Annotated in this window: 21 protein-coding genes; 16 read left to right on the top strand and 5 right to left on the bottom strand. The window is 62.2% G+C overall.

The features are described from left to right. Window positions 1-104: 104 nt before the first annotated feature. Window positions 105-776 (top strand): hypothetical protein, encoded by a 672-nt coding sequence (locus ACSMXN_RS04055; RefSeq protein ID WP_022913293.1) that lies wholly within the window; start codon window positions 105-107, stop codon window positions 774-776. Window positions 777-819: 43 nt separating this feature from the next. On the opposite strand, the gene ACSMXN_RS04050 is transcribed toward ACSMXN_RS04055, so the two are convergent. Further along, window positions 820-1,083, bottom strand: coding sequence for a hypothetical protein (locus ACSMXN_RS04050; protein WP_022913292.1), 264 nt, complete (start codon window positions 1,081-1,083; stop codon window positions 820-822). Between ACSMXN_RS04050 and ACSMXN_RS04045 the strand changes: the two genes are divergently transcribed. Then, window positions 1,070-1,498 (top strand): hypothetical protein, encoded by a 429-nt coding sequence (locus ACSMXN_RS04045; protein ID WP_022913291.1) that lies wholly within the window; start codon window positions 1,070-1,072, stop codon window positions 1,496-1,498. The genes ACSMXN_RS04050 and ACSMXN_RS04045 overlap by 14 nt on opposite strands. 173 nt (window positions 1,499-1,671) lie before the next feature. Here the strand turns inward: ACSMXN_RS04045 and ACSMXN_RS04040 are convergent, their stop codons facing one another. Beyond that, window positions 1,672-2,229, bottom strand: a complete 558-nt coding sequence (locus ACSMXN_RS04040) for a hypothetical protein (RefSeq protein ID WP_155958365.1) — start codon at window positions 2,227-2,229, stop codon at window positions 1,672-1,674. Window positions 2,230-2,232: 3 nt separating this feature from the next. After that, window positions 2,233-2,892 (bottom strand): polysaccharide deacetylase family protein, encoded by a 660-nt coding sequence (locus tag ACSMXN_RS04035; RefSeq protein WP_022913289.1) that lies wholly within the window; start codon window positions 2,890-2,892, stop codon window positions 2,233-2,235. A 56-nt stretch (window positions 2,893-2,948) separates the two neighbouring features. On the opposite strand from ACSMXN_RS04035, the gene ACSMXN_RS04030 reads away from it, so the two are divergent. From ACSMXN_RS04030 to ACSMXN_RS04010, 5 genes are all read left to right on the top strand, one after another. Then, the gene (locus tag ACSMXN_RS04030) at window positions 2,949-3,881 is read left to right on the top strand and encodes a glycosyltransferase family 2 protein (protein ID WP_022913288.1); all 933 of its coding nucleotides are present in this window, start codon (window positions 2,949-2,951) and stop codon (window positions 3,879-3,881) included. A gap of 73 nt (window positions 3,882-3,954) precedes the next feature. Beyond that, on the top strand, window positions 3,955-4,827 hold the full coding sequence (locus tag ACSMXN_RS04025) for a hypothetical protein (RefSeq protein ID WP_022913287.1): 873 nt from the start codon (window positions 3,955-3,957) through the stop codon (window positions 4,825-4,827). Window positions 4,828-4,856: 29 nt separating this feature from the next. Continuing rightward, a complete protein-coding gene (locus tag ACSMXN_RS04020; protein ID WP_022913286.1) occupies window positions 4,857-6,431 on the top strand; it encodes an acyl-CoA ligase (AMP-forming), exosortase A system-associated in 1,575 nt (524 codons plus the stop codon). After that, the gene (locus ACSMXN_RS04015) at window positions 6,428-7,654 is read left to right on the top strand and encodes a pyridoxal-dependent decarboxylase, exosortase A system-associated (protein ID WP_022913285.1); all 1,227 of its coding nucleotides are present in this window, start codon (window positions 6,428-6,430) and stop codon (window positions 7,652-7,654) included. Before ACSMXN_RS04020 ends, ACSMXN_RS04015 begins: the two co-directional genes overlap by 4 nt. 47 nt (window positions 7,655-7,701) lie before the next feature. Next, entirely contained in the window at window positions 7,702-7,947 is a 246-nt protein-coding gene (locus ACSMXN_RS04010; RefSeq protein ID WP_196811271.1) for an acyl carrier protein, read from the top strand. Between the two features lie 49 nt (window positions 7,948-7,996). Here the strand turns inward: ACSMXN_RS04010 and ACSMXN_RS04005 are convergent, their stop codons facing one another. After that, window positions 7,997-9,172, bottom strand: a complete 1,176-nt coding sequence (locus tag ACSMXN_RS04005) for a hypothetical protein (protein WP_022913283.1) — start codon at window positions 9,170-9,172, stop codon at window positions 7,997-7,999. Window positions 9,173-9,309: 137 nt separating this feature from the next. Here ACSMXN_RS04005 and ACSMXN_RS04000 point away from each other — a divergent pair, with 137 nt between their 5' ends. From ACSMXN_RS04000 to ACSMXN_RS03980, 5 genes are all read left to right on the top strand, one after another. Beyond that, window positions 9,310-10,650, top strand: coding sequence for an MFS transporter (locus tag ACSMXN_RS04000; protein ID WP_022913282.1), 1,341 nt, complete (start codon window positions 9,310-9,312; stop codon window positions 10,648-10,650). Further along, window positions 10,647-11,663: a PD40 domain-containing protein gene (locus ACSMXN_RS03995; RefSeq protein WP_022913281.1), complete on the top strand. Its 1,017-nt coding sequence runs from the start codon at window positions 10,647-10,649 to the stop codon at window positions 11,661-11,663. Before ACSMXN_RS04000 ends, ACSMXN_RS03995 begins: the two co-directional genes overlap by 4 nt. A gap of 72 nt (window positions 11,664-11,735) precedes the next feature. Next, the gene (locus ACSMXN_RS03990; protein WP_155958364.1) at window positions 11,736-12,044 is read left to right on the top strand and encodes a hypothetical protein; all 309 of its coding nucleotides are present in this window, start codon (window positions 11,736-11,738) and stop codon (window positions 12,042-12,044) included. A 294-nt stretch (window positions 12,045-12,338) separates the two neighbouring features. Further along, window positions 12,339-12,731: a PqqD family protein gene (locus ACSMXN_RS03985; RefSeq protein ID WP_455407692.1), complete on the top strand. Its 393-nt coding sequence runs from the start codon at window positions 12,339-12,341 to the stop codon at window positions 12,729-12,731. Next, on the top strand, window positions 12,728-13,537 hold the full coding sequence (locus ACSMXN_RS03980; protein WP_022913278.1) for a hypothetical protein: 810 nt from the start codon (window positions 12,728-12,730) through the stop codon (window positions 13,535-13,537). Before ACSMXN_RS03985 ends, ACSMXN_RS03980 begins: the two co-directional genes overlap by 4 nt. 41 nt (window positions 13,538-13,578) lie before the next feature. On the opposite strand, the gene ACSMXN_RS03975 is transcribed toward ACSMXN_RS03980, so the two are convergent. After that, window positions 13,579-14,391, bottom strand: coding sequence for a polysaccharide deacetylase family protein (locus tag ACSMXN_RS03975; protein WP_081649107.1), 813 nt, complete (start codon window positions 14,389-14,391; stop codon window positions 13,579-13,581). Window positions 14,392-14,937: 546 nt separating this feature from the next. Here ACSMXN_RS03975 and ACSMXN_RS03970 point away from each other — a divergent pair. The 4 genes from ACSMXN_RS03970 to ACSMXN_RS03955 all read left to right on the top strand — a co-directional run bounded on the left by ACSMXN_RS03970 (window position 14,938) and on the right by ACSMXN_RS03955 (window position 20,798). After that, the gene (locus ACSMXN_RS03970) at window positions 14,938-16,428 is read left to right on the top strand and encodes a DUF4082 domain-containing protein (protein ID WP_455407691.1); all 1,491 of its coding nucleotides are present in this window, start codon (window positions 14,938-14,940) and stop codon (window positions 16,426-16,428) included. Between the two features lie 239 nt (window positions 16,429-16,667). Further along, window positions 16,668-18,227, top strand: a complete 1,560-nt coding sequence (locus ACSMXN_RS03965) for a DUF4082 domain-containing protein (RefSeq protein ID WP_455407690.1) — start codon at window positions 16,668-16,670, stop codon at window positions 18,225-18,227. A 187-nt stretch (window positions 18,228-18,414) separates the two neighbouring features. Next, the gene (locus tag ACSMXN_RS03960) at window positions 18,415-19,410 is read left to right on the top strand and encodes a glycosyltransferase family 4 protein (protein ID WP_455407689.1); all 996 of its coding nucleotides are present in this window, start codon (window positions 18,415-18,417) and stop codon (window positions 19,408-19,410) included. Between the two features lie 68 nt (window positions 19,411-19,478). Beyond that, on the top strand, window positions 19,479-20,798 hold the full coding sequence (locus ACSMXN_RS03955) for a glycosyltransferase family 4 protein (RefSeq protein WP_081649326.1): 1,320 nt from the start codon (window positions 19,479-19,481) through the stop codon (window positions 20,796-20,798). Window positions 20,799-20,802 lie beyond the last annotated feature (4 nt).

Raw genomic sequence — 20,802 nt, 5'->3', positions numbered from 1 at the left:
CGGTCACCTAAAACGTGTCAAGTGATTGTCAAGTTTGGGAAATCCTCGCTAGACTTCGAGAGCTGAATCGGGGGCAGTACATGTTTGTGCATTTTTCTTCTTTTGTGCACGGCGATTTGAGCCGCGCATCACCATCGCATCAGCGATGGAAACAGGGTGCGGCGCACCGCCGCTGCACAGCGCTGCTGCTTCTGGTCGCGGTCCTGCTGGTGGGCCCGGGTGCCACCGGCCTGGCCTTTGCAGGCACCGCGTCCACTGATACTGGCCTTGCCGACACAACCGCTGTCAACACCGTGAACGTCCCCGACACCGCGATCTTGACCAGCGTAACTTTCCTCGAAGGCGTTCCGACCCGATGCGCCGTGACGACCGATGTATCGAATCCGGCCGCCGGCCTGACCGTTACCGGGGCCGGGTTTCGACCGAAGGAACGGTTCACGATCTATCTCCAACCCCAAGTGGTCGCCAAACCGGTCACCACTGCCGCAGGAGCTTTTTCAGTCCGAATCCCTTTGCCAGCCGGCATCACCGGCCCGGCGGTACTACAAGTCGAAGGTGCCGGCTGCGCCGTCGAGGTGACATTTCAATCCGGCCAGCCAGACAGCATCACCAACCCGCCGCCGCTGGAAACCGTCGCCCCGGTCATGCCCCACCGGATGGCCGCCCTGCCCGTGTCAACCGGGCTGTCGGTCGCGATCATCGCGGTCGTAGCTGCCGCCGGCGTCGGTGTGTTTCTGCTGGCCAGCCGGGCCGGTCACCGGGGAACTCCGCGGTAGCAGCCGAGCCAAACCCGTGGCGGGCAGGCACGCCCGATCGCCGTCAGAACTTCGCAACCACCGTCTTGGCCAGACCGATCGCCGCCGATTGAACCGCCGCCGACGGCTGAGCTGGTTGGCTCACCGGTCGTGTCACCTGTATGGACCCGCCGGTCTGACCGGCGATGAACTGAAGCGTGCCGGCCGTCGACGTGTAGTACGCGCTGTCGCCAACGCCAGAGACAGCGGTGGCTCCGAGTTTGACCGCGGCAACTTTGCCTTGGCCGAACGAGGCAGGCGAGGTTGGCCGGTGGATGCTCACCGTCACGGTGGCACCGGGCCCGGCCACCGACGTCCGCATGACGAATTGGCAGAGAGGACTGCCCGTACCCGTTGTAGTACCTCGTACCGCACTGACCTCACCGGCGAATGATGTCGCGACGGCAGCTGACGAGGCGATTGTGCACGTCGGCACCGTCGGTGAGGTCGATTTGGCACCGCCGCGCGTGGGTTGCGGCGGCACCGACGGGTTCGAGGCAGCAGTCGACGAGCGCGTCGACGGAGTCGTACCAGTGCTCGGCTCGGACCCGCCACCTTGTTTGCTTGCACTGCTGGCAGTCGATCTGCCGGCAGTCGGTTTGTGGGTCACCGCGCCACTGGAGCCCGTGGCTGAACCGGATGCCAGCGGACTCGAGGCACCCGACGCGCGGTCGGACGCTGCGTCCTCAGCCGCGTTCCGATGACCACCGCTGCAGCCCGCAAGTGGGATCGCAGCGACAGTAGCCGCGGCGATCGCAAGCTTGAGCGGTGCTTTCATCATGGTTGAGCCGGCCCCGTTAGCAAGTAGGTTGTTAACAGGATCCTAACTTACCGCGGCGGTTGGGCTCCGAAAGAAGCTGACACCCGAGATCGGTTACTACAACTGCTTCGCCACGGCCCGAGCCAGCGAGATCGTGTCCGCGCGTACGGTGGCCGGTTTCGGCTGGACGCCGGCCGGAATCTTGAGACGCGCCTGGACGGTCACCGAAGACCGAGCCTTCAGCATTTGCAAGGTCGTCTGGGTCGCGACATAAAACGCGCGATCACCAACGTCCGGCACGGGTTCGCCGCCTGTTGCAACGCGGGCAGCTTCGAAGTCGGCGGCCGTGGCTGTGCGGTCGAGCGTGAGTAGAACGCTGCCTGGAAGTCCGACGTTCGAACTCGCTAGCGCGAATTGGCAGGTCGAGTTACCCGTCGCAGTCGTTCCGATAGTGACTGCGCCCACCTTGGCCCCGAACGCGGCCTCAACCATGGCGGTGGTCGCGATCTTGCACCCGGTCGGCGGCGGCGTCGCAGCCTCAGCCCCGCCCGAAACCTGCCCGCTATGGACCGGGACGGCGGATGGGGTCGGATTTGCGTCCTTGTGTGAAGAGGTGCATCCAGCGATCACCAGCGCCGAAAGGCACAACGCTCCTAGAGCCGGACGAGAGGTCATTCGCTATCGCAACCGCTTGATGGTGATTCGCCCTGATGACTGAAGGCGGCTGCGCCCACTCGGTTCGTGATCGAAAATGGCTCGCATCGTCGCAGCGTCGTCGTTTTCGCGGATGCTGTATCGCGGCTGCAACCAAGAATCCGAGCGGGCTCGTGCACGATCGCTCGTGAAGACCCTGCGATAACCGAGTTTGCGAAGTCGGCCCAGCACTCGACGGTCGTAGCGACCAAGGGGGCATGCCGCGGTCTCTATAGCAACGCCCGCCGCGTCGGAAATAACGGCCCTGGCAGCGACGAGCTCATCATCGAGTTCTCGTTCGCTCATGTTCGGCCACGGGAGGTGTCGCATACCGTGTGTCCCGATCGTCATTCCAGCGTCAACCATGTCGCGCAAGTGCTCACCGGTTGTGCTGCCCGGCTGATCAATGCGCTGGGACAGTGGAAAGAACGATCCCTTCAACCCACGCGCAAGCAGTGCGGGAAGCCCTATCTCGAAATCGGAGGCATTGCCGTCGTCAAAGCTGATCCTCACCTGCGGACGATCGGCCACGAGATCGAGAACGTCACTGAACACCGACTCGGTGATCCAGTACGCACCTTCGCCAGGCTCAAGGTCGCGCTGCGGCACGCCAATACCGTGAAAGCAGAGATTGACTGCGCTCATACCCCACCAACGGTCTCGTGATCATCGCAGGACGACTGCAGTATAGGGTCCAGCGCATGAACGCAGCGGGCGATATGGTCGCCGTCGTCGTTGTGACATACAACAGCGCCGCGTTGCTCGAGGACCTGATCGCGTCATTGCCGACCGGTATGGGTGAGCTGAGCTGGCATCTGACGGTCGCGGACAACGACTCGGCGGACGACAGTGTCGCCGAAGTGCGGCGTCTCGCGCCGGAGGCCACCGTCGTGCAGACAGGGCGTAACGCCGGGTACGCCGCAGGGATCAACGCGGGTGTCGCGGCTGCCGCGGAACACACATGTGTCCTGGTCCTGAACCCGGACGTCCGCTTGTTGCCCGGGTGCGTGCCTGCGCTCATTGCCGCGTTGAACAAACCCGGAACAGGATTGGCGGTGCCTTGGCTCTTCGACGCACACGGAGCGCGCATCGACACCCTGCGACGCGAACCCGCGATCAGGCGGACACTCGCCGACGCCCTCCTTGGGGCGCGTCGTGCCGGCAAGATCGACGGGCTGGGCGAAGTCGTTACAGATCCCAACCGCTACCAGGACGAGTGCCTGACGGATTGGGCAGAAGGTTCCACCTTGCTGATCAGCAACGCTTGCTGGGGAGCATGCGCTCCGTGGGACGAGTCGTTCTTCCTGTATTCGGAAGAAACAGACTTCGCGCTGCGCGCCCGGGATGCGGGATTCGGCACCCGCTATACGCCGGCCGCCCGGGCGATCCACCTCGAAGGAGATTCGGGTCAGTCCCCCGCACTTTGGGCTCTCTTGACTATGAACAAGGCACGCCTCTATCGGCGCCGTCACCACAGCCTGGCCGCGGCGATTTACTGGTCCATTCTGGTATTACGCGAGGGCAGCCGCGCTCTATTGGGCAAACGGACCAGCCGGGCCGCTTTCCGGGCCCTGCTCAGCCCAACGAAGATGCGAGCAGCCCCGGGCCCTGACCTAGTGAGCAACCTGCGCTGACAGCGTGGCAACTTCGATTTTCTTCCAGGCCATGTCGGATATATAGTTCTCGTTAATTCATTCGGGGGCACACATGTCGGTCGCAGTTCGCGCCATCAGCGACTCTGACCTGCCCGCGGTGGGCGAGTTCCTGCACACCTATCTCAACCCCAGAGTGAGCGCTGAGGCATGGGCCAGGGCCCCGATGGTTCCGTGGCCTGACGACGGCCCGAACCACGGTTTCTTGCTCACGGACGAGGACGCGATAGTCGGCGTGTATCTCGCCTTGTATGCCACCCGAACCATCGACGGCGTCGACGAGCGGTTTTGCAACCTTGGCGCTTGGTGCGTGCGGGAAGACTACCGCTCTCATAGCGTTCGGCTTATCAGGTCGCTCCTGGCTCAGAAGGACTACACCTTCACCGATCTCTCACCGAGCGGCACCGTCGTCCCGCTGAACGAACGACTCAAGTTCGAACACCTAGACACCGCAACGGTCCTTATCCCAGGCGTCCCCTTGCCCAGTCGTCCGTTCTCGAGCGCACCTGACCGCATACACATCAGGACCGACCGCCGCCAAATCGAGGCTGCGCTAACCGGCACCGAGCTCAAGCTTTACCGGGACCACGCCGCCGCCGCCGCGGCACATCACCTGCTCATCACCAGAGGATCAGACGCCTGCTACGTCATCTACCGACGCGACCGACGCAAGAACCTTCCTGTGTTCGCTTCGATCTTGTATGTCAGCAATCCCGAGATCTTCCGCGCCGGTGTCCCACGCCTGTCCAGCCACCTTCTCCTGCGCCACGGCGTTCTCGCTACGCTTGCCGAACTGCGCGTGGTATCACACCGTCCGAGACTGTCGAAGTTACTGTCCGACCCACGACGAAAGATGTTCAAGAGTTCGCACCTGAGCCCGTCCCAGATCGACTATCTCTACAGCGAACTCGTGTGCGTCGCCTGGTAGGCGTCCAATCCATCGTTAGGAAAGCGAAAATGCGGCGTTATCTGCATGATCTGGTTAGGCAGTCAGCGCAGTCTCAGGGCAAGTCCCCGGCCCTGACATTCGGCGAGGTCACGCTGCGTTATGACGAGCTGTGGAGTCAGGTGTCAGCCGCCGGTGCCGGGCTACGACAGCTCGGCGTCGTTCGCGGTGACCGAGTCGCCGTCTTCCTCGACAAGCGCATCGAAACCGTCACGGCTGTCTTCGGCACCTCAGTGGCGAGCGGGGTCTTCGTGCCGATCAACCCGCTTCTGCGGCCCCGCCAAGTCGGATACATCCTCGCCGATTGCGATGTCCGCGTCCTGATTACCAGCAAGGAACGCTACGAACAGCTCCGCGCTGACCTGGCGACGCTGGAGGCACTGGAGTTCGTGGTGCTGACCAATGGAGTGGACGGAGTAGAGCCCGCGCCAGGTCACGCGCTGAGCGCCTGGCCTGACCTGCTCAATTCCGTGAGGGACGCCAGCGGCGACGAGACCGCCGTGATTGATCTCGACATGGCGGCGATTCTGTACACGTCCGGCAGTACCGGCAGCCCGAAGGGCGTGGTCATCAGTCATCGGAACCTGATCAGCGGCGCTGAAAGCGTAGCGAGCTATCTCGGCAACTGCTCGTCTGACGTTCTGCTGGCGGCCTTGCCGCTGAGCTTCGATGCCGGATTCAGCCAGCTCACTACGGGGTTCAGCTCCGGGGCGCACGTCGTTCTGATCAACTATTTGCTGCCGTCGGACATCGTGAAGACCTGCGCGAAGCATGGCGTCACGGGTTTGACGTGCGTCCCCCCGTTATGGATTCAGATTGCTGACCAGAAGTGGCCGGAGGAGGCGGCGCGAAGCTTGCGGTACTTCGCCAACACGGGCGGCCGGATGCCCCGCTCCACGCTCGACAAGCTGCGGGCCATTTTTCCAGATGCCGCGCCGTACCTCATGTACGGCCTGACCGAGGCCTTCCGCTCGACTTACTTGGATCCCGCGGAAGTCGATCGCCGTCCCAACTCGATCGGCAAAGCGATACCAAACGCCGAGATCTTGGTCGTCCGGCCCGACGGTTCGATCTGTGAGGCCAACGAGGAAGGCGAGCTCGTCCATCGCGGCGCATTGGTCGCGCTTGGTTACTGGAACGACCCGGAGCGCACCGCCGCCAGGTTCCGGCCAGCCCCGGGACGGCCGGACGGCATAAAGACCACCGAGCTGGCAGTCTTCTCAGGAGACGCCGTGGTACGCGACGAAGAGGGCTTCTTGTATTTTGTCGGCCGCAAGGACGAGATGATCAAGACCTCCGGATACCGCGTTAGCCCGGCCGAGATCGAAGAGGTCGTCTATGACACCGGCATGGTCCGAGACGCTGTCGCGTTCGGCGTCGACGATGAGGCCATCGGTCAGGCAGTCGTGATCGCGGTCAGCCCAGCCGAGGCAGGCAAACTGGACGAAGCTGCGCTGCTCGCCGCGTTGCGCAAGGAACTGCCGTTGTACATGGTGCCCCGGAGAATTGTGGTGCACGCCGAACTCCCTCGGTCGCCCAACGGGAAATTCGATCGAAATCTGTTGCGTCAGGAGATCACACCGTGAGTTCTGCAGACACCATCGCGGCTTTCGAGGTTATCGATGGCAAGCTTGCCGTCGGCGGCATTCCCGTGGACCGACTTGCCGAACGGGTGGGTGTGACGCCTTTCTTTGCCTACGATCGGCGATTGCTCTCCGAGCGGATCGCCTTGCTACGAACTACGCTGCCAAACCAGATCAGTCTGAGCTACGCGGTCAAAGCCAATCCGATGCCAGCGGTTGTGCAGCATCTAAGCGGTCTGGTCGATTCGTTTGATGTTGCTTCGGCCGGCGAGATGCAGACTGCTCTCGACACCACGATGCCAGTCAACCGCATCAGTTTCGCAGGCCCTGCAAAGACCGTTGGCGAACTTACCCAAGCTGTCGCGGCTGGCATAACCATCGAGTTGGAATCGGCAACTGAAGCGCGGCGCGTGATCGCGATCGGAGACCGTCTGGGCCTCCGGCCGCAAGTCGCGATCCGGGTGAATCCGGACTTCTCCATCAAGGGATCGGGCATGCGGATGGGCGGCGGCCCGCAACAGTTCGGCGTTGACGCTGAGGTTGTGCCGGAGTTGCTCGCTGAGCTGAGCGCCGCCGATCTCGACATCCACGGGTTTCACGTATTCGGTGGTTCGCAGAATCTGCGGGCCGAAATTCTGTGCGAGGCACAGCGGAAAACCGTCGAACTCGTGACGAAATTGGCCCAGTCGCTGCCAACTCCGGTGCGTTACCTCAACCTCGGCGGTGGCTTCGGAATCCCGTACACGGACAAGGATGAATCGCTCGACCTGGCGGCAATCGGCGCAAACCTCACCGAGCTAGTAGGCGGCCCGATCGCCACCCATTTCCCAGATGCGCGAGTCGTCATCGAACTTGGTCGCTACATCGTCGGCGAGTGCGGCGTGTACGTGACGCGGGTCATCGACCGAAAGACCTCCCGCGGCAAAGAGTTCGTCATGGTGGACGGCGGGTTGCACCATCAACTCGCTGCCTCCGGCAACTTCGGACAGGTGATCCGCCGCAACTACCCAGTACGCATCGGCAACAGAATGGACTCCGTTGCTACCGAAACAGCCACGATCGTCGGATGCCTCTGCACTCCGTTGGATCTGCTCGGCGACAACCTTGCTGTTCCCGACGTACAACTCGATGATCTTGTCGTCATATTTCAAGCTGGCGCCTACGGCTTGACGGCGAGTCCCACCGCGTTTCTCGGACACCCGGCGCCCGTCGAGATTCTGGCCTGAACACCGTCAAATTACCAATTCGAAAAGGGACCATTGTGGAAAGTACCGTGCAGTTCAAACAGGTCAAGGATGTCATCGTCGAGATTCTCGGCATCGAGGATCGTGCCGATGATTTCGAGCCGTCAACACCACTTCTGGGCAGTGTCGCCGAACTGGATTCGATGGCCGTCATCGAGCTGGTTGTCGCCCTCGAGCACCGGTTCGGGATTGAAGTCGATGATTCCGAAATGACCGGTGACCTCTTCGAGACCTTCGGCAGCCTCGCGGACTTCGTCGTCTCACACCAGGCTTAGAGGCCGTTCGGCGCCCTGGCCGGCTCGCCGGCAGGCTCAGCCGCCAGGCTTACGTGGGGAGAGCATCGATGGCTTCGGCCAGTTGACGTCCGCGAGCCTGCCACGAGTCGCTGGCCACTGCCGCCCGTCGGAGCTGTCGGTCACCTGGGTCAGTCGCGGCGACCTGGCAAAGTTTAATAAATGATTCCCGATTCGCTGCTATGTCAACGATCTCTGCGTAGCGACGCACCTCCGGAAAGTCGATCGTCACGATCCGCAGCCCTAGCGCCAGGTATTCCTTCAGCTTTACGGGATTGCAGTTGCGGATCCAGTCGTTGTCGAGCCACGGCATCAGCGCGACGTCGAATCCACGTCCGAACGACGGAATCGCCTCGTGTGGCTGCGGACCAAACCAGAAAACGTTGCCGCGGCTGAGCAGCGAGTCCATGTCAACCGTGGACGGACCCACTAACACGATCGAGGCTTGCGGCATGGCATCGGCGAGCTCAGCAATCAAGTCCAGGTCGAGCACGACGTCCCGCAGTGCGCCGAAGAACCCCAAACGGGGGTGCGGCACCGCGCTCAACGCCTCGGCTACCGGGCCATCCACAGTAAATTTCTCGAAGTCAACGCCGTGGTCGAGGAAGAACGCCCGGCTACCGGCGTCGGCTACATCTTCGTCCATCAAGGCGTGACTGACGTAGAGCACGAGGTCGGAGTTTCGCAGCAGGGCGCGTTCGAGCGCGGCGACCTGGACCTGATCCACCTCGGCCCACGCTGAATGCTTGTCCGATCGGTTGAAGGTCAGGCTGCGTCGACGCATACGCCGCACGACCTCCCAAGCGGTCGGCGGTGTGACGATCACATCCGGACGTCCAAGTCGCAGGTACCAGCGCACTACCCCGACCTGCGCCAACAGCAAGACGGTATTGAATCGGCGCCCGATCGCTGATTGGTAGAGAGGCACACTGAGCGGCGAGTAGACGTAGAAATTCGGCAGTTCCGGGACGGGCTGCTTGACTCCCCGCAGGATGCTCTTCAGCTTTCTGGCTAGCCGTTGCCGTACGTCCGTGCTCTTACCCGGCATCGGCATCCGGGTGCCGATGCTGTTGATCAATAACACGCGCCGTCCAGCGGCTAACTGCAGTGCCAACTGCATGTCTGAATGCGCGCGGTTGTGATACCACCAATCCTGGCCAGCAAAGAAGACAACACCGCGGTCGGATGGTCCTGGTCGAGAGAGCATGCGCGAATGGTATCGAGCAAATCAGGTTGCTGTGAGATGTCTGCTCTGTGCGGCAGCATGGGTGCTCGGCGTTTAGACTAAGTAAACTCCGACAAACCGGGGCGGGGATAACGGCGCGGTAGGACGAAGGGACGCAGATGTATTTGACGCTGCGCGACCGTCCGCTGCGGGACCGCACCAAGACGGTACGAGAGCGAGTCGCCGGCACGGTCATCCTGCTCGGCATCGTCAGCATGTTCACCGATATGGCGACAGAGTCGGTAAACGCGATCTTGCCGAAATATCTGATCGTCGTGGTTGGCCTGAGTCCGCAAGCTTTTGGTTTTGTCAACGGTCTGTACAACGGAATCAGCGCCGTGATCAGAATTTTCGGCGGGTGGATATCTGACCGCACCGATCATCCAAAGTGGGTCGCCTTCGTCGGATACTTTGGGTCCGCAATTGCCCGGACGGGCCTGCTTTTCGCAACCGGGCTCGGGGCAATCAGCACGATCATCACCGCCGATCGACTGGGCAAGGGCCTGCGCACCGCACCACGCGATGCCTTGATCGCCGCTGCTTCACCGCCTGAGTCCCTCGGTCGCGCCTACGGTGTTCACCGAAGCCTGGACAGCGTCGGAGCGGCCATCGGCCCCCTGATCGCGTTCTGGATCCTCACCGTCGTCGAGAACGATTTTCATGCCGTATTCGTGGCCTCGTCGGCACTCTCCATAGTCGGAGTGGCGATCCTTGTGCTGATCGTCCCAGATCTGCGCCCACGGCGCGCGCGGGCCAATCGGGGCGCAAAGGTCGGCAAAACGTCGCGCGACACGGACGTGCCAGCGGCCGCCGTGTCGGCCAAGGCTCCCTTCGTCAAGACTGCAAAGCCGGGGCGCGTTACCCTTGCTCACTTGGCGAATCCCTACATGGCACGGCTGCTCACGGCGGCGACTATGCTCGGATTGCTCACCGTGGGAGACGCCTTCCTCTATCTACAGCTGCAGCTTCGAGACAACCTCGCCAACAACTATTACGCCTTGCTGATGGTCGGAATGAACGTCGCCTACCTTTGCCTGGCGATTCCACTCGGGCGGCTGGCCGACCGGGTCGGGCGAGCACGGATCTTCATTGGCGGCCATGTCGCGCTGCTGTTCTGCTACCTCTGCGCCGCTGGTCCGTTCGCTGGGCCGGCCATGTCGATCGGAACGCTAATTTTGTTGGGTACTTACTACGCGGCCACCGATGGAACACTCGCCGCTCTCTCGGGACGCATCGTTGATCCAGACGTGCGTACCAGCGGCATCGCCACCGCGCAGACCTTCATGGCCATCGCTGGCTTCGGTTCGTCGCTTGTAGTCGGCGTGCTGTGGGCGAGGCTAGGTCTGGGGACGGCCATTCTCTGGTACTGCCCGGTGCTGCTCGTCGCCATCCCGGTAGCAGCCTTCATCCTGCTACGCCTCGATCGCGAGTCTGGGGCACGCGTGGGGCTCACTGTATGAAGACGATGCGTTCGCGGGTGATTGCGCTCGCGGTAATTTGTGTGCTCGCGATTGGCGTCGCCATCGTTTATCTCGCCTCATCCCGAGCCAAGCGAAATTCCCTCGCCGACAAGGTGCCATCAGTGGCGACAACGAGTCTAGGATCACTGGACGGCCAGCCACGGATCGTTTTTCGCAACACAGCATTGGGCGATCAGAATGGCTTCGTAGCTGAGGTGCCGATCGGCGACCCTGGCGGCCCGCGCGCAATCACCACGACCGAGTGCGATCGGGTATACGCAGCCAATCAAAAGGTGCTCTGCCTATCGTCGACGCGCGGCATCGTCACGCGCTATGCAGCCAGAGTGCTCACCCAGTCCATGCAGCCCGTGCAGTCGCTGCCACTGACGGGTGTGCCCAGTCGTGCACGACTGTCTCATGACGCAACGTACGCCTCAACGACCAGTTTTACTGCCGGGGACTCGTATGCGGCCACCTCCTTCTCGACTCGAACCGTAATAAGCAAGGTCGGCGGCCAGACGGTGGGCAACCTCGAGGATTTCACCCTCATACACGACGGAAAGTCGATCAAGCCGCTCGACCGAAACTACTGGGGAGTCACGTTCGCATCGGATAACAACACCTTCTACGCGACGGTGGAATTCTCCAGTCACACCTGGCTGGTCCGTGGCGATCTCTCGACGAAGACGATGACGACCCTGCATGAGGACGCCGAGTGTCCGTCCCTCTCGCCCGACGGAAAGTCGATTGTCTTCAAACAACGGGGCAACCTGCCGCCAGGCAAATGGCGACTCGTCAGGTACGACGTGGCGACTGCCAAAGTGACACCGCTCGCCGAGACCAGGAGCGTCGACGATCAGGTCGATTGGCTTGACAACAGCACGGTCATCTACGGGATCCCACGCAGCGGCACTGCGGCGGCCATCGACGACGTGTGGGCGGTCCCGGACGACGGAACGGGTCAACCGCGGCTACTCATACCTCAGGCGTGGTCGCCCGCGGTGATCCACTAAAGAGGCGAATCCCTCGGCCCGTTGATGGGACCGAGGGACTGCGCTTATCGTCAGGAGGTTGTGGGCGGGGCCGTGTCGTCTTCACCCTTGCGACGGCCAAGCGCGGTGGCAGCAGCGACCGCTCCCGCGCCGACCGCGATCGCAGCTGCGCCTAAGGCAACACTCGATCCGACAGGGACCGTAGGACCTGTGGATGCGAGCGCGCTCGATCCCGCGGCTGCCTTTACCGGACCTGCCGGGTCAGTAGCTGGCTTGCGACTGGGGCCAGGCTTTGGCTGGTTTGCCCCTGATGGTGGCGTCGGCGGGTTGACTACCGAGTTCGGTGGCGTCTGCGGTGCGCTTGGTGACGCCGCGCTCGCGGGTGTCATCGCGACCATCTGAATAACCGGCACGCTCCATGCCGCGGCGACGCCGACGACCGCTCCGCGCTTCAAGAGGTCGCGTCTGCTCACGCCTCTGCCAGCGTTTGATAGGCCTTCCATTTTTCCCCCGTTTTATGGCTTGTACCGAAGTCGAACGCCTTGGAACAAGCCGTAGATGCCGTAAAACTAAGGTAAGGTTAGACGATGTTGATCGTCTGCGCCATGACTATCTTGTAACAACTCGGTTCATCGCTCTTGTGGCGAGTGCGCGGCGCGCACTACGACCCCGCACCACGTCTCTCGGATGGAGCAAATGCTACCAACAAGTGCGCAATCAGACCCTACTGGAGCTGGCAGTTTTCCCTTGCACACTGCCGATATCGACGTCCAAGACCTAGACGACGAGGTCTGCCTCTATCGGGCCGACATTGACGAAGTGCTGGTGTTGAACGGCACTGCGGGAGACATCTGGCGGCTGGCAGATGGCACAGCGAGTGTGGCGCAGATCATCACGCTACTCGCCCAGGCGTACCAAACCTCAACGGCAGCCATCGACGCCGATGTCGTTGGCGTGCTGACTGACCTGGCAGAGCGCGGATTCCTAGAGTGGACTCCTTCAGCGGACCCGAAGCTAGAAACCACGCCGGAGGACGTGCTCAGCCACGGTTCCCGTCCCTCTGACCAGACCAACACCCTGCGTCCGTGACGGCCGCTCCGACACTTGGTTTCACTGCCGACCTTCTCGGGCTCTCACTTACCGTCCATGCTCCGCGTTCCCTCGGCTCACGCATGCTGCACGAGTTTGAGGCGTTACTCCCGGCGGCGAAAGTAACCCGTGATGACGTGCGGCTCGGGCAGATCCATTCCCTAGTCTTCGGCGACGATGGCAGATTGGCCGGCAGCACGCTGCCGCCGGGCGGCGAGGATCCGATCTTGGTTGCATTAGCCGAGTTGACGGGCTACGTCGTAACGCGCTCTCCGCTCCTGTGCATCCACGCAGGCGTCGTCACCGGCCGCGACGGGGCCGTTGTACTTCCAGGCGTCAGCGGACACGGAAAGACAACGCTTACGGCGGCTATGACACAGGCGGGCTTCGGATACCTCTCGGACGAGGTGCTCGCGATCGATCGCACGACCCTTGCCCTCACTCCATTTCCACGCCCGCTCGCGGTTGATTCCCGCTCATGGCAGCTGCTCGGCTTCAAAGCTGATGAGGGTCCGACTCCGGACCGCGAGGCGCTCTTGCCACCCGCAGCAATCGGACAGGTAGGCAACCCGGCGCGGGTAACTGACATCGTGCTGGCGCAACGTATCGACATCGATTGCTCGCTCGAGAGGGTGTCTCGAGGGGCGGCAGTCCGCGAGCTCCTGGTCAACTCTTTCAATCACTATCAGGATGGTCACAACAGCTTCGAGGTCGCCGTAGAGACCGTTCGGTCTGCGAGGGTGTGGCGGCTGGCCTACCGTGACGCGCCACTGGCTGCCTCCCGACTTGCACTCAGCTTGCTGTGACGCCGTCCGCGCCCTGCGCGCGGCACCACCGCACTTAGCCGTCAGGGGCGGATCCATGCCGTCGATCTCATCGCGCCCGTCCGAGCCAGGTCGCCGACCCGGCATGGCTGTAACCCGTCCACGCGAGCACCAGCGACGATTTCGCCAACTACGGCGACGCGGTCGAACGTTGTAACAGGCGCCGAGCGATCCGGGTCCGGGTGCCGAGGATCCGGCTCGAGCCGCTCATGGAACAGCAGTACTCCCCCTGGCTTGCAGGCAGCAATTGCAGCTGCGGCCACCTCGGAGGCGTTCCGGTCTTCCCAATCCGCGGCATCGCCATTCCACACCACCACCTGCAGACCGGCCCGCTTTGCGGCCCGTATGCTCGCCACCGACTGCGAGCCGTACGGCGGCCGGAACATCGACACCGACTGTCCGGCAACCTGTTCGAGGCGTCGACGTGCATCCGTCAGATATGCCTCGGCGTTTGTACGGGACATAGTCGATACCCGCCGATGATCAAGGCCGTGCAACCCAATCTCGTGCCCCGCGCCAACGAGTGCCTCGACGAGCCGCGGATGTTGTTCAGCACGCAAGGTGAGCAGGAAAAACGTCGCATGGACATCGAGTTCGGCCAGGCGGTCGATCAGCGCGGGAGTTACGTCAGGGTCTGGTCCATCGTCGAGCGTCAAAGCGACCGAGCCGGCCGCAGTGCTCGAATTCCACGAACCGAGCAGCGGCGCGAGCAAGACGTCTACACCTGCACGTAGCTTGACCCGTAAACGGGGACTCAAACGCGAGCGGACCGCCCAGATTGCAGTAGCGGACCTTCCCGCGTCGGATGAAGAACGGTCAGTACGAGGCTCGGACACGCGATGAGCCTAGTGCTGCACCAACGCCGAAGGAACTGCAACGGAAGCGTCGGCATGTCCTTTTAGGGAGGTATGCGACGTTAGACATCTAGCTGAAACATTGCCGCAAACGGCTCCTCGGATTGGAAACATTTGGCGAATCTAATGCCAACACTTAGCGCACGCTATATCACCGTTATGCGAGCGTGATGTGTTTGGCGCCAATTTTATTATTTGAATTCACCCGCAACCCCCGTGATCTGGGGCCTCTACAGGTTGATGATCTTGCTAGCACGAATCTCACGCCCGATGGATTAGTTGGTCATTGCGCCTTGGGTTAGTCTTTGGTCGAGTTCGAAGAGACACGAGATTTGTCTCGGAGAGATCAAAGCTAGAATCCATTGCAAATGTAGTCGGTGCGTGAAGTTCTTTTGGGGGGCGAACAACGCGATGCCGAAATACGAGCCCATGCGCGACGCGCATTTGAGGAGTACAGCTGTGTCAGAACACGCAAGATCGCGGTCGATACTGCCGCCGCGAAACTTGATCAAGGTAGTTGCCCCCCTCATGGCACTCGGACTAATAGCAGCCGTCGTCGCGATGGTTGCTTCCAACGGACATAAAGCGGATGCCTCGCAGACAGGGCTAATCACCGTATATTCCGCGGGCACGATACCGTCTGTTGCGGCGGAGAATGACCCGAAGTCTGTTGAACTGGGCGTGCGTTTCGCGGCCAGTCAGCCTGGAAACATCGTCGGCATTCGATACTTCAAAAGCGCTCAAAATGGCGCCACTCATGTGGGCACGTTGTGGAGCGCGTCTGGAGCGAAACTGGCCAGCGCGACCTTCACCAGCGAGTCCAGCACCGGCTGGCAAGAGGTGCGCTTCGCCGCACCCGTCGCTATCTCGGCGAACACGTCATACGTTGCCTCCTACCACACGACCACCGGCTATTACGCCCAACAACAAGGGGCGTTCAGCAACGGTGCGACTCTCGGTGTGAACCCCGCGCTGAAGGCGTCGTCAGGTGTATACGCCTATGGCAGCGGAGCGTTCCCGCAGGCGACTTGGCACAATTCTGCTTACTACGTTGACGTGCTCTTCCAGCCGAACGGCGCGGCAAGCACCGCGACCCCAAGTCTGTCAACGAGCGCCACTCCGACCCCGACGGTTACGAAGCCGGGTCACAAGCCGACCAAGTCCGGAACTACTTCGGCCTCTACGGGCGCAACTGGATCCACGTCGACGACCAAGCCGGCCAACCCGCCTTCAACCTCCTCGTCGACACCCAAACCACCAAGTCAGACCCCGCCGAGCCAGGCCCCACCTGCGAACAGCGGTGGCCTGACGGCTCATCCGCTGGCTGGGGTGCCTGCTGGCACCGCCTTGACCGCGTACACCGGGCCGACCACGATCACCAAAGACGGCACCGTCATCGACGCCAAGACCATCACCCAAAGCCTGGAAATCTCAGCCAAGAACGTCGTGATCAGCCGGTCGGTGTTCCACAGCGGCGATGGTGAAGCAATCCACGTCAGCGGATCAGCCACCATCACCGACACCACCGTCAGCGGCGGAGAGAACGGCATCGGCGGCGACAACTACACCGCAACCCGCGTCGAAGTCACCAACCTCTCCGATGACGGCTTCAAACTCGGCAACAACGTCCACGTCGATCAGTCCTGGTGCCACGACATGACCCCCACCACCCAGGCACACGCAGACTGCGGCCAGATGCAAGCCGGCGTCACCAACATGTCCGTGACCAACTCCTGGTTCGACGGCGGACGCAACTCCGCCCTGTTCCTCGCCCCCGACCTCGGACCGAGCAGCAACGGACCAGTCCTGATCAACAACAACGTCCTCGGTAACGGCAACTACAGCCTCTACTGCGTCGACGGCAACAACGGCGAATACATCGTCAAGAACATCACCATCACCAACAACAAGTTCCTGCGGACCGCACAGTACGGACCCGCCACGGTCAACGTGCCTGTCACGGCCAGTAACAACACCTGGTTCGACACCGGCAAGTCGATCGGGTCCCCGCTGAACTAGCGCCCGCTCGAACCTGCGCGTAGCGAAGGGCCAGCCCACGGTGTGGGCTGGCCCTTTGCTTGCCGTTTCTCGCAAATTTTACTGAACTTGTAGATACGTTAAATCTATGTATTGCGCTGTTGGTTATCACTCGGCTACTCTATGTAATCAGTAAGAGGAGCAGTGCCAGGAAACCCTGGTCATGGATGAGGCCAAGCGAACCACCCGCGCCGATTCCACGTCCCTGTAGAGGAGTCCGCGTGTCCACGAGAAGCGCTTCCCGCCACTCAAGGGAACGGCCCATCGCCGCTGTAGCCGTCTGCGCAGCCGTCGCCATATCGGCAGCCGTAGTTATCGCGACCGGCGCTGGCTGGGCCGGTGCCGCAGGCAACGGCGCTCCGACTGACGCCGCCGCTACGGCCAGTATCTATCCGGCCTCCACCGTGCCAGCCGTGAGCGCCGATAAGGATTCTCGCTCTGTCGAGGTCGGCGTGCGATTCAGCGCCACCGTACCGGGAGTGATCACGCAAATCCGTTACTACAAGGCCAAGTCGAACACAGGGACACATGTCGGCACCCTTTGGAGTAGCACCGGGCAGCGACTGGCCACGACCAAGTTCACCTCAGAGTCGGCCACCGGCTGGCAGACGGCATCGCTTTCACAGCCCGTGACTGTCGTTCCAGGAACCACCTACGTGGCTTCATATCACGCGGATAACGGTCACTACGCCTCTCGCGAGAATGCGTTCGCCCCGGGCAAAACCGTTGGACAAAGTTACGTAAAGGCTTCGGCTGGCGTCTACAGCTACGGCGCAACCTCGTTCCCTGGTGTGATCTGGCACGGCAGTGAGTACTACGTCGATATCTCCTTCCGGAGTACGCCCGGTCCGGTCCTAGGCGGTGCGGCCGCGACGCCGCCACCTACTTCGACACCTTCCTCGCCCGCTCCCAAGCCCACGACATCGGCGCCGACCGCGAAGCCGTCCACCAGTAAGCCCAGCACGACAACGCCGACGACGACCACGACGAGCACCGCGGCACCGACCACAACCGCGCCATCGACCACGACGCCCACCAGCACTCCGCCTGCCACCACCGGCAACTTCACTACCCATCCGCAGGCTGGGGTGCCGGCTGGAACCGCCTTGACCGCGTACACCGGGCCGACCACGATCACCAAAGACGGCACCGTCATCGACGCCAAGACCATCACCCAAAGCCTGGAAATCTCAGCCAAGAACGTCGTGATCAGCCGGTCGGTGTTCCACAGCGGCGGCGGTGAAGCAATCCACGTCAGCGGATCAGCCACCATCACCGACACCACCGTCAGCGGCGGAGAGAACGGCATCGGCGGCGACAACTACACCGCAACCCGCGTCGAAGTCACCAACCTCTCCGATGACGGCTTCAAACTCGGCAACAACGTCCACGTCGATCAGTCCTGGTGCCACGACATGACCCCCACCACCCAGGCACACGCAGACTGCGGCCAGATGCAAGCCGGCGTCACCAACATGTCCGTGACCAACTCCTGGTTCGACGGCGGACGCAACTCCGCCCTGTTCCTCGCCCCCGACCTCGGACCGAGCAGCAACGGACCAGTCCTGATCAACAACAACGTCCTCGGTAACGGCAACTACAGCCTCTACTGCGTCGACGGCAACAACGGCGAATACATCGTCAAGAACATCACCATCACCAACAACCGATTCCTACGCTTGTCCAACTACGGGCCAGCCACGGTGAACGTGCCTGTCACGGCCAGCAACAACACCTGGTTCGACACCGGCAAGTCGATCGGCTCGAATCTCAACCCGTAGCTACAGCGGGGGCACCGCGAACTCGTGCTGAGGTAATCTCGGGCATGAATTCAGCCGCGGAAGGATCTTGATGGGCCCGATCGGATTCGCCTGCAGTTGGGGGGCTGATCGCCAAAGTACGTGGTCAGGAACTCCGTGGCGACTCCACACTGCGCTGTCGCAACGAGTCGAGCTAGTCGACATCGACGTGACCATCCCGCCAGCGATCGCTAAGCCGCTGCGGTTGGCCCACGCCCGACGCTCGAACGGACAGTGGCGTTCAATGTGGCAGCACGGCCAGCTCGCTACCAAGCTGGTCGAGCGACGATTGCAATCTCGAGCGCTTGGCGCGCGCCCTTCGACGGTCTTAGAGGTACAAGATCTAGGCGTCATCGACCAGCCCTATTACGTCCTCCAAGACCTGAGCTATGACCTGTTGCTCGACCATTTCGGTGAAGGAGGGGTGCCGCACTTCCGCAATCTCGGGCACCGCCGGATAACGCAGTTGCGTGACCGTCAGCTAGGTATCTACGAACACGCTGCCGGACTGCTGCCGATGAGCAGTTGGCTCGCGGAGCGTTCAATCCGCAGCGGGGTCGACCGTGCCCGGGTTCACGTCATCAATCCCGGCGTAAATGCACCCTTGGACGATCAATCGCCTATACCGGAGCGCCGAAGGGCGCAGGTGAAACGTCTCCTGTTCATCGGCCGCGACTTCGAGACCAAGGCCGGCGACCAAGTGGTGGCCGCCTTCATGATGCTGCGCAAGGAACTCGGATCGGACATCACGCTCACCATCGCCGGACCCAAGCTCTGGCCGCTACGGTCGCCGATCCCCGACGGCGTCGAGTTTCTCGGGCCGGTTCCCGTCGCGACGGTCCAAACTCTCTACGACACCCACGATCTTTTCGTCATGCCATCACGTTTTGAGGGTTTCGGCATCGCCTTCGTGGAGGCGCTGGTCAGGGGACTGCCCTGCATCGGGCGCCGCGCCTGCGCCATGCCTGAGATCATTGATGCCGATAGCGGCGGATTCTTGGTAGACGGCGATTCCCCGGCGGAACTCGCGGAATTGATCGTCTCCGCCCTGTCCGACGACGTTCTGTACGAAGCGTGCGCCAAAGCGGCGCCAGCCCGCCGCCGCTTCTACACGTGGGACCGGGCCGCCGAAGAGGTCATTCTCGCGCTAGGGTCGGCGTCCTAGCCATACGGAGAACGTCATCCCATCCCGGCCCTCGCCCACCTGACCTGCACTCGCCCCCGGAGGAATCAATGTCACGTCGTTCGCGCCGCGTGCTGATCATCGTCCAGAACCTGCCGGTGCCACTGGACAGGCGCGTGTGGCTGGAGTGCCAGGCCCTCGTCGCCAACGGGATCGGCGTATCGGTTATCTGCCCGAAGGGGCCGGGCGACCCTTGGCGGCAAGAGATCGACACCGTTCGGATTTACAAGTACCCGCCACCTCCGGCTGCTCGCGGCGTGCTCGGATACGCGTTCGAGTTCGGCTACTGCTGGATCATCACTGCGCTGCTTTCGGTGCTCGTCGCCGCTCGCGACGGGTTTGCGGCCATCCAGGCGTGCAACCCACCGGACACCTACTGGGCACTTGGCCGTTTGTGGAAGGTGTTCGGCAAGAAATTCGTCTACGACCAGCATGACCTGAACCCGGAAGTCTTCCTGTCGCGCTTCGGCGAGCCGACCGGACTCAGCGGCCGGCTGCAGCTTCGAATCCTGCGTTTCTTGGAGCGGATGACCTACCGCACCGCCGACCGTGTGTTCTCGACGAACGAGTCCTACCGCAAGATCGCGATGACGAGGGGCTCGCGGTCCTCCGACGATGTGACCGTCGTGCGTAGCGGGCCGGACACGACCGTCATGCGTCCGGTCAAACCCCAGCCCGATCTGCGGAAGGGACGCCGATACATTGCGGCGTACCTCGGAATCATGGGGCCGCAGGACGGTGTCGATGTCACGCTGCGAGCGCTCGACAAACTCGTACACAATCACGGACGTACCGACTGCGGGCTTGCCCTGCTGGGTTTTGGAGACTGTCTCGATGAATTGAAGGAGTTGTCTACACAGCTCGGACTGGATGACTACGTAACGTTTACCGGCAGAGTCGGTCCCGCTGAGATCGCGAGCTACTTGTCGACGTCGGATATCGGCCTGTGCCCCGACCCGAAGAGCCCGCTCAACGATGTCTCGACGATGAACAAGACCATGGAATACATGGCATTCGCCCTACCAGTGCTTACCTTCGATCTCGTCGAAACGAGGGTTTCGGCCGGAGACGCTGCGCGCTACATTGCGCCGGGCGACATAGCTGCCTTCGCTGCCGCGTGGAATGAGCTTCTCGACGATCCGGAAAGCCGTGTCCGGCTCGGGGTAATCGGACGCGAACGGGTCGTGGCAGAACTCGACTGGGCTCCCCAGGCGGCGAAGTACGTGGGCGTCTGGCAAGAGCTGCTCGGTGTGCAGGACCATTCACCAACGTCGATCGGCGGCGGTGCGCGCAAGGTCGGCAACGCCGATTACATCGACCTCGACGACGCGTCGTCCTTGGCTGCTTTCATCAGAGATCGAGGCCGCTGACCGG

The sequence above is a fragment of the Parajatrophihabitans canadensis genome, from assembly GCF_053764775.1.
Note: the sequence above shows the minus strand (reverse complement) of the source record. Positions and strands in the feature narration are given on the sequence as shown.

What these genes read in the sequence shown, in the direction of transcription:
- ACSMXN_RS04045 (WP_022913291.1), top strand. Translation starts at nt 1,070, where the DNA reads ATGCTCACCGTCACGGTGGCACCGGGCCCGGCCACCGACGTCCGCATG.
- ACSMXN_RS04040 (WP_155958365.1), bottom strand. Translation starts at nt 2,229, where the DNA reads ATGACCTCTCGTCCGGCTCTAGGAGCGTTGTGCCTTTCGGCGCTGGTG.
- ACSMXN_RS04035 (WP_022913289.1), bottom strand. Translation starts at nt 2,892, where the DNA reads ATGAGCGCAGTCAATCTCTGCTTTCACGGTATTGGCGTGCCGCAGCGC.
- ACSMXN_RS04030 (WP_022913288.1), top strand. Translation starts at nt 2,949, where the DNA reads ATGAACGCAGCGGGCGATATGGTCGCCGTCGTCGTTGTGACATACAAC.
- ACSMXN_RS04025 (WP_022913287.1), top strand. Translation starts at nt 3,955, where the DNA reads ATGTCGGTCGCAGTTCGCGCCATCAGCGACTCTGACCTGCCCGCGGTG.
- ACSMXN_RS04020 (WP_022913286.1), top strand. Translation starts at nt 4,857, where the DNA reads ATGCGGCGTTATCTGCATGATCTGGTTAGGCAGTCAGCGCAGTCTCAG.
- ACSMXN_RS04005 (WP_022913283.1), bottom strand. Translation starts at nt 9,172, where the DNA reads ATGCTCTCTCGACCAGGACCATCCGACCGCGGTGTTGTCTTCTTTGCT.
- ACSMXN_RS04000 (WP_022913282.1), top strand. Translation starts at nt 9,310, where the DNA reads ATGTATTTGACGCTGCGCGACCGTCCGCTGCGGGACCGCACCAAGACG.
- ACSMXN_RS03995 (WP_022913281.1), top strand. Translation starts at nt 10,647, where the DNA reads ATGAAGACGATGCGTTCGCGGGTGATTGCGCTCGCGGTAATTTGTGTG.
- ACSMXN_RS03985 (WP_455407692.1), top strand. Translation starts at nt 12,339, where the DNA reads ATGCTACCAACAAGTGCGCAATCAGACCCTACTGGAGCTGGCAGTTTT.
- ACSMXN_RS03970 (WP_455407691.1), top strand. Translation starts at nt 14,938, where the DNA reads ATGGCACTCGGACTAATAGCAGCCGTCGTCGCGATGGTTGCTTCCAAC.
- ACSMXN_RS03955 (WP_081649326.1), top strand. Translation starts at nt 19,479, where the DNA reads ATGTCACGTCGTTCGCGCCGCGTGCTGATCATCGTCCAGAACCTGCCG.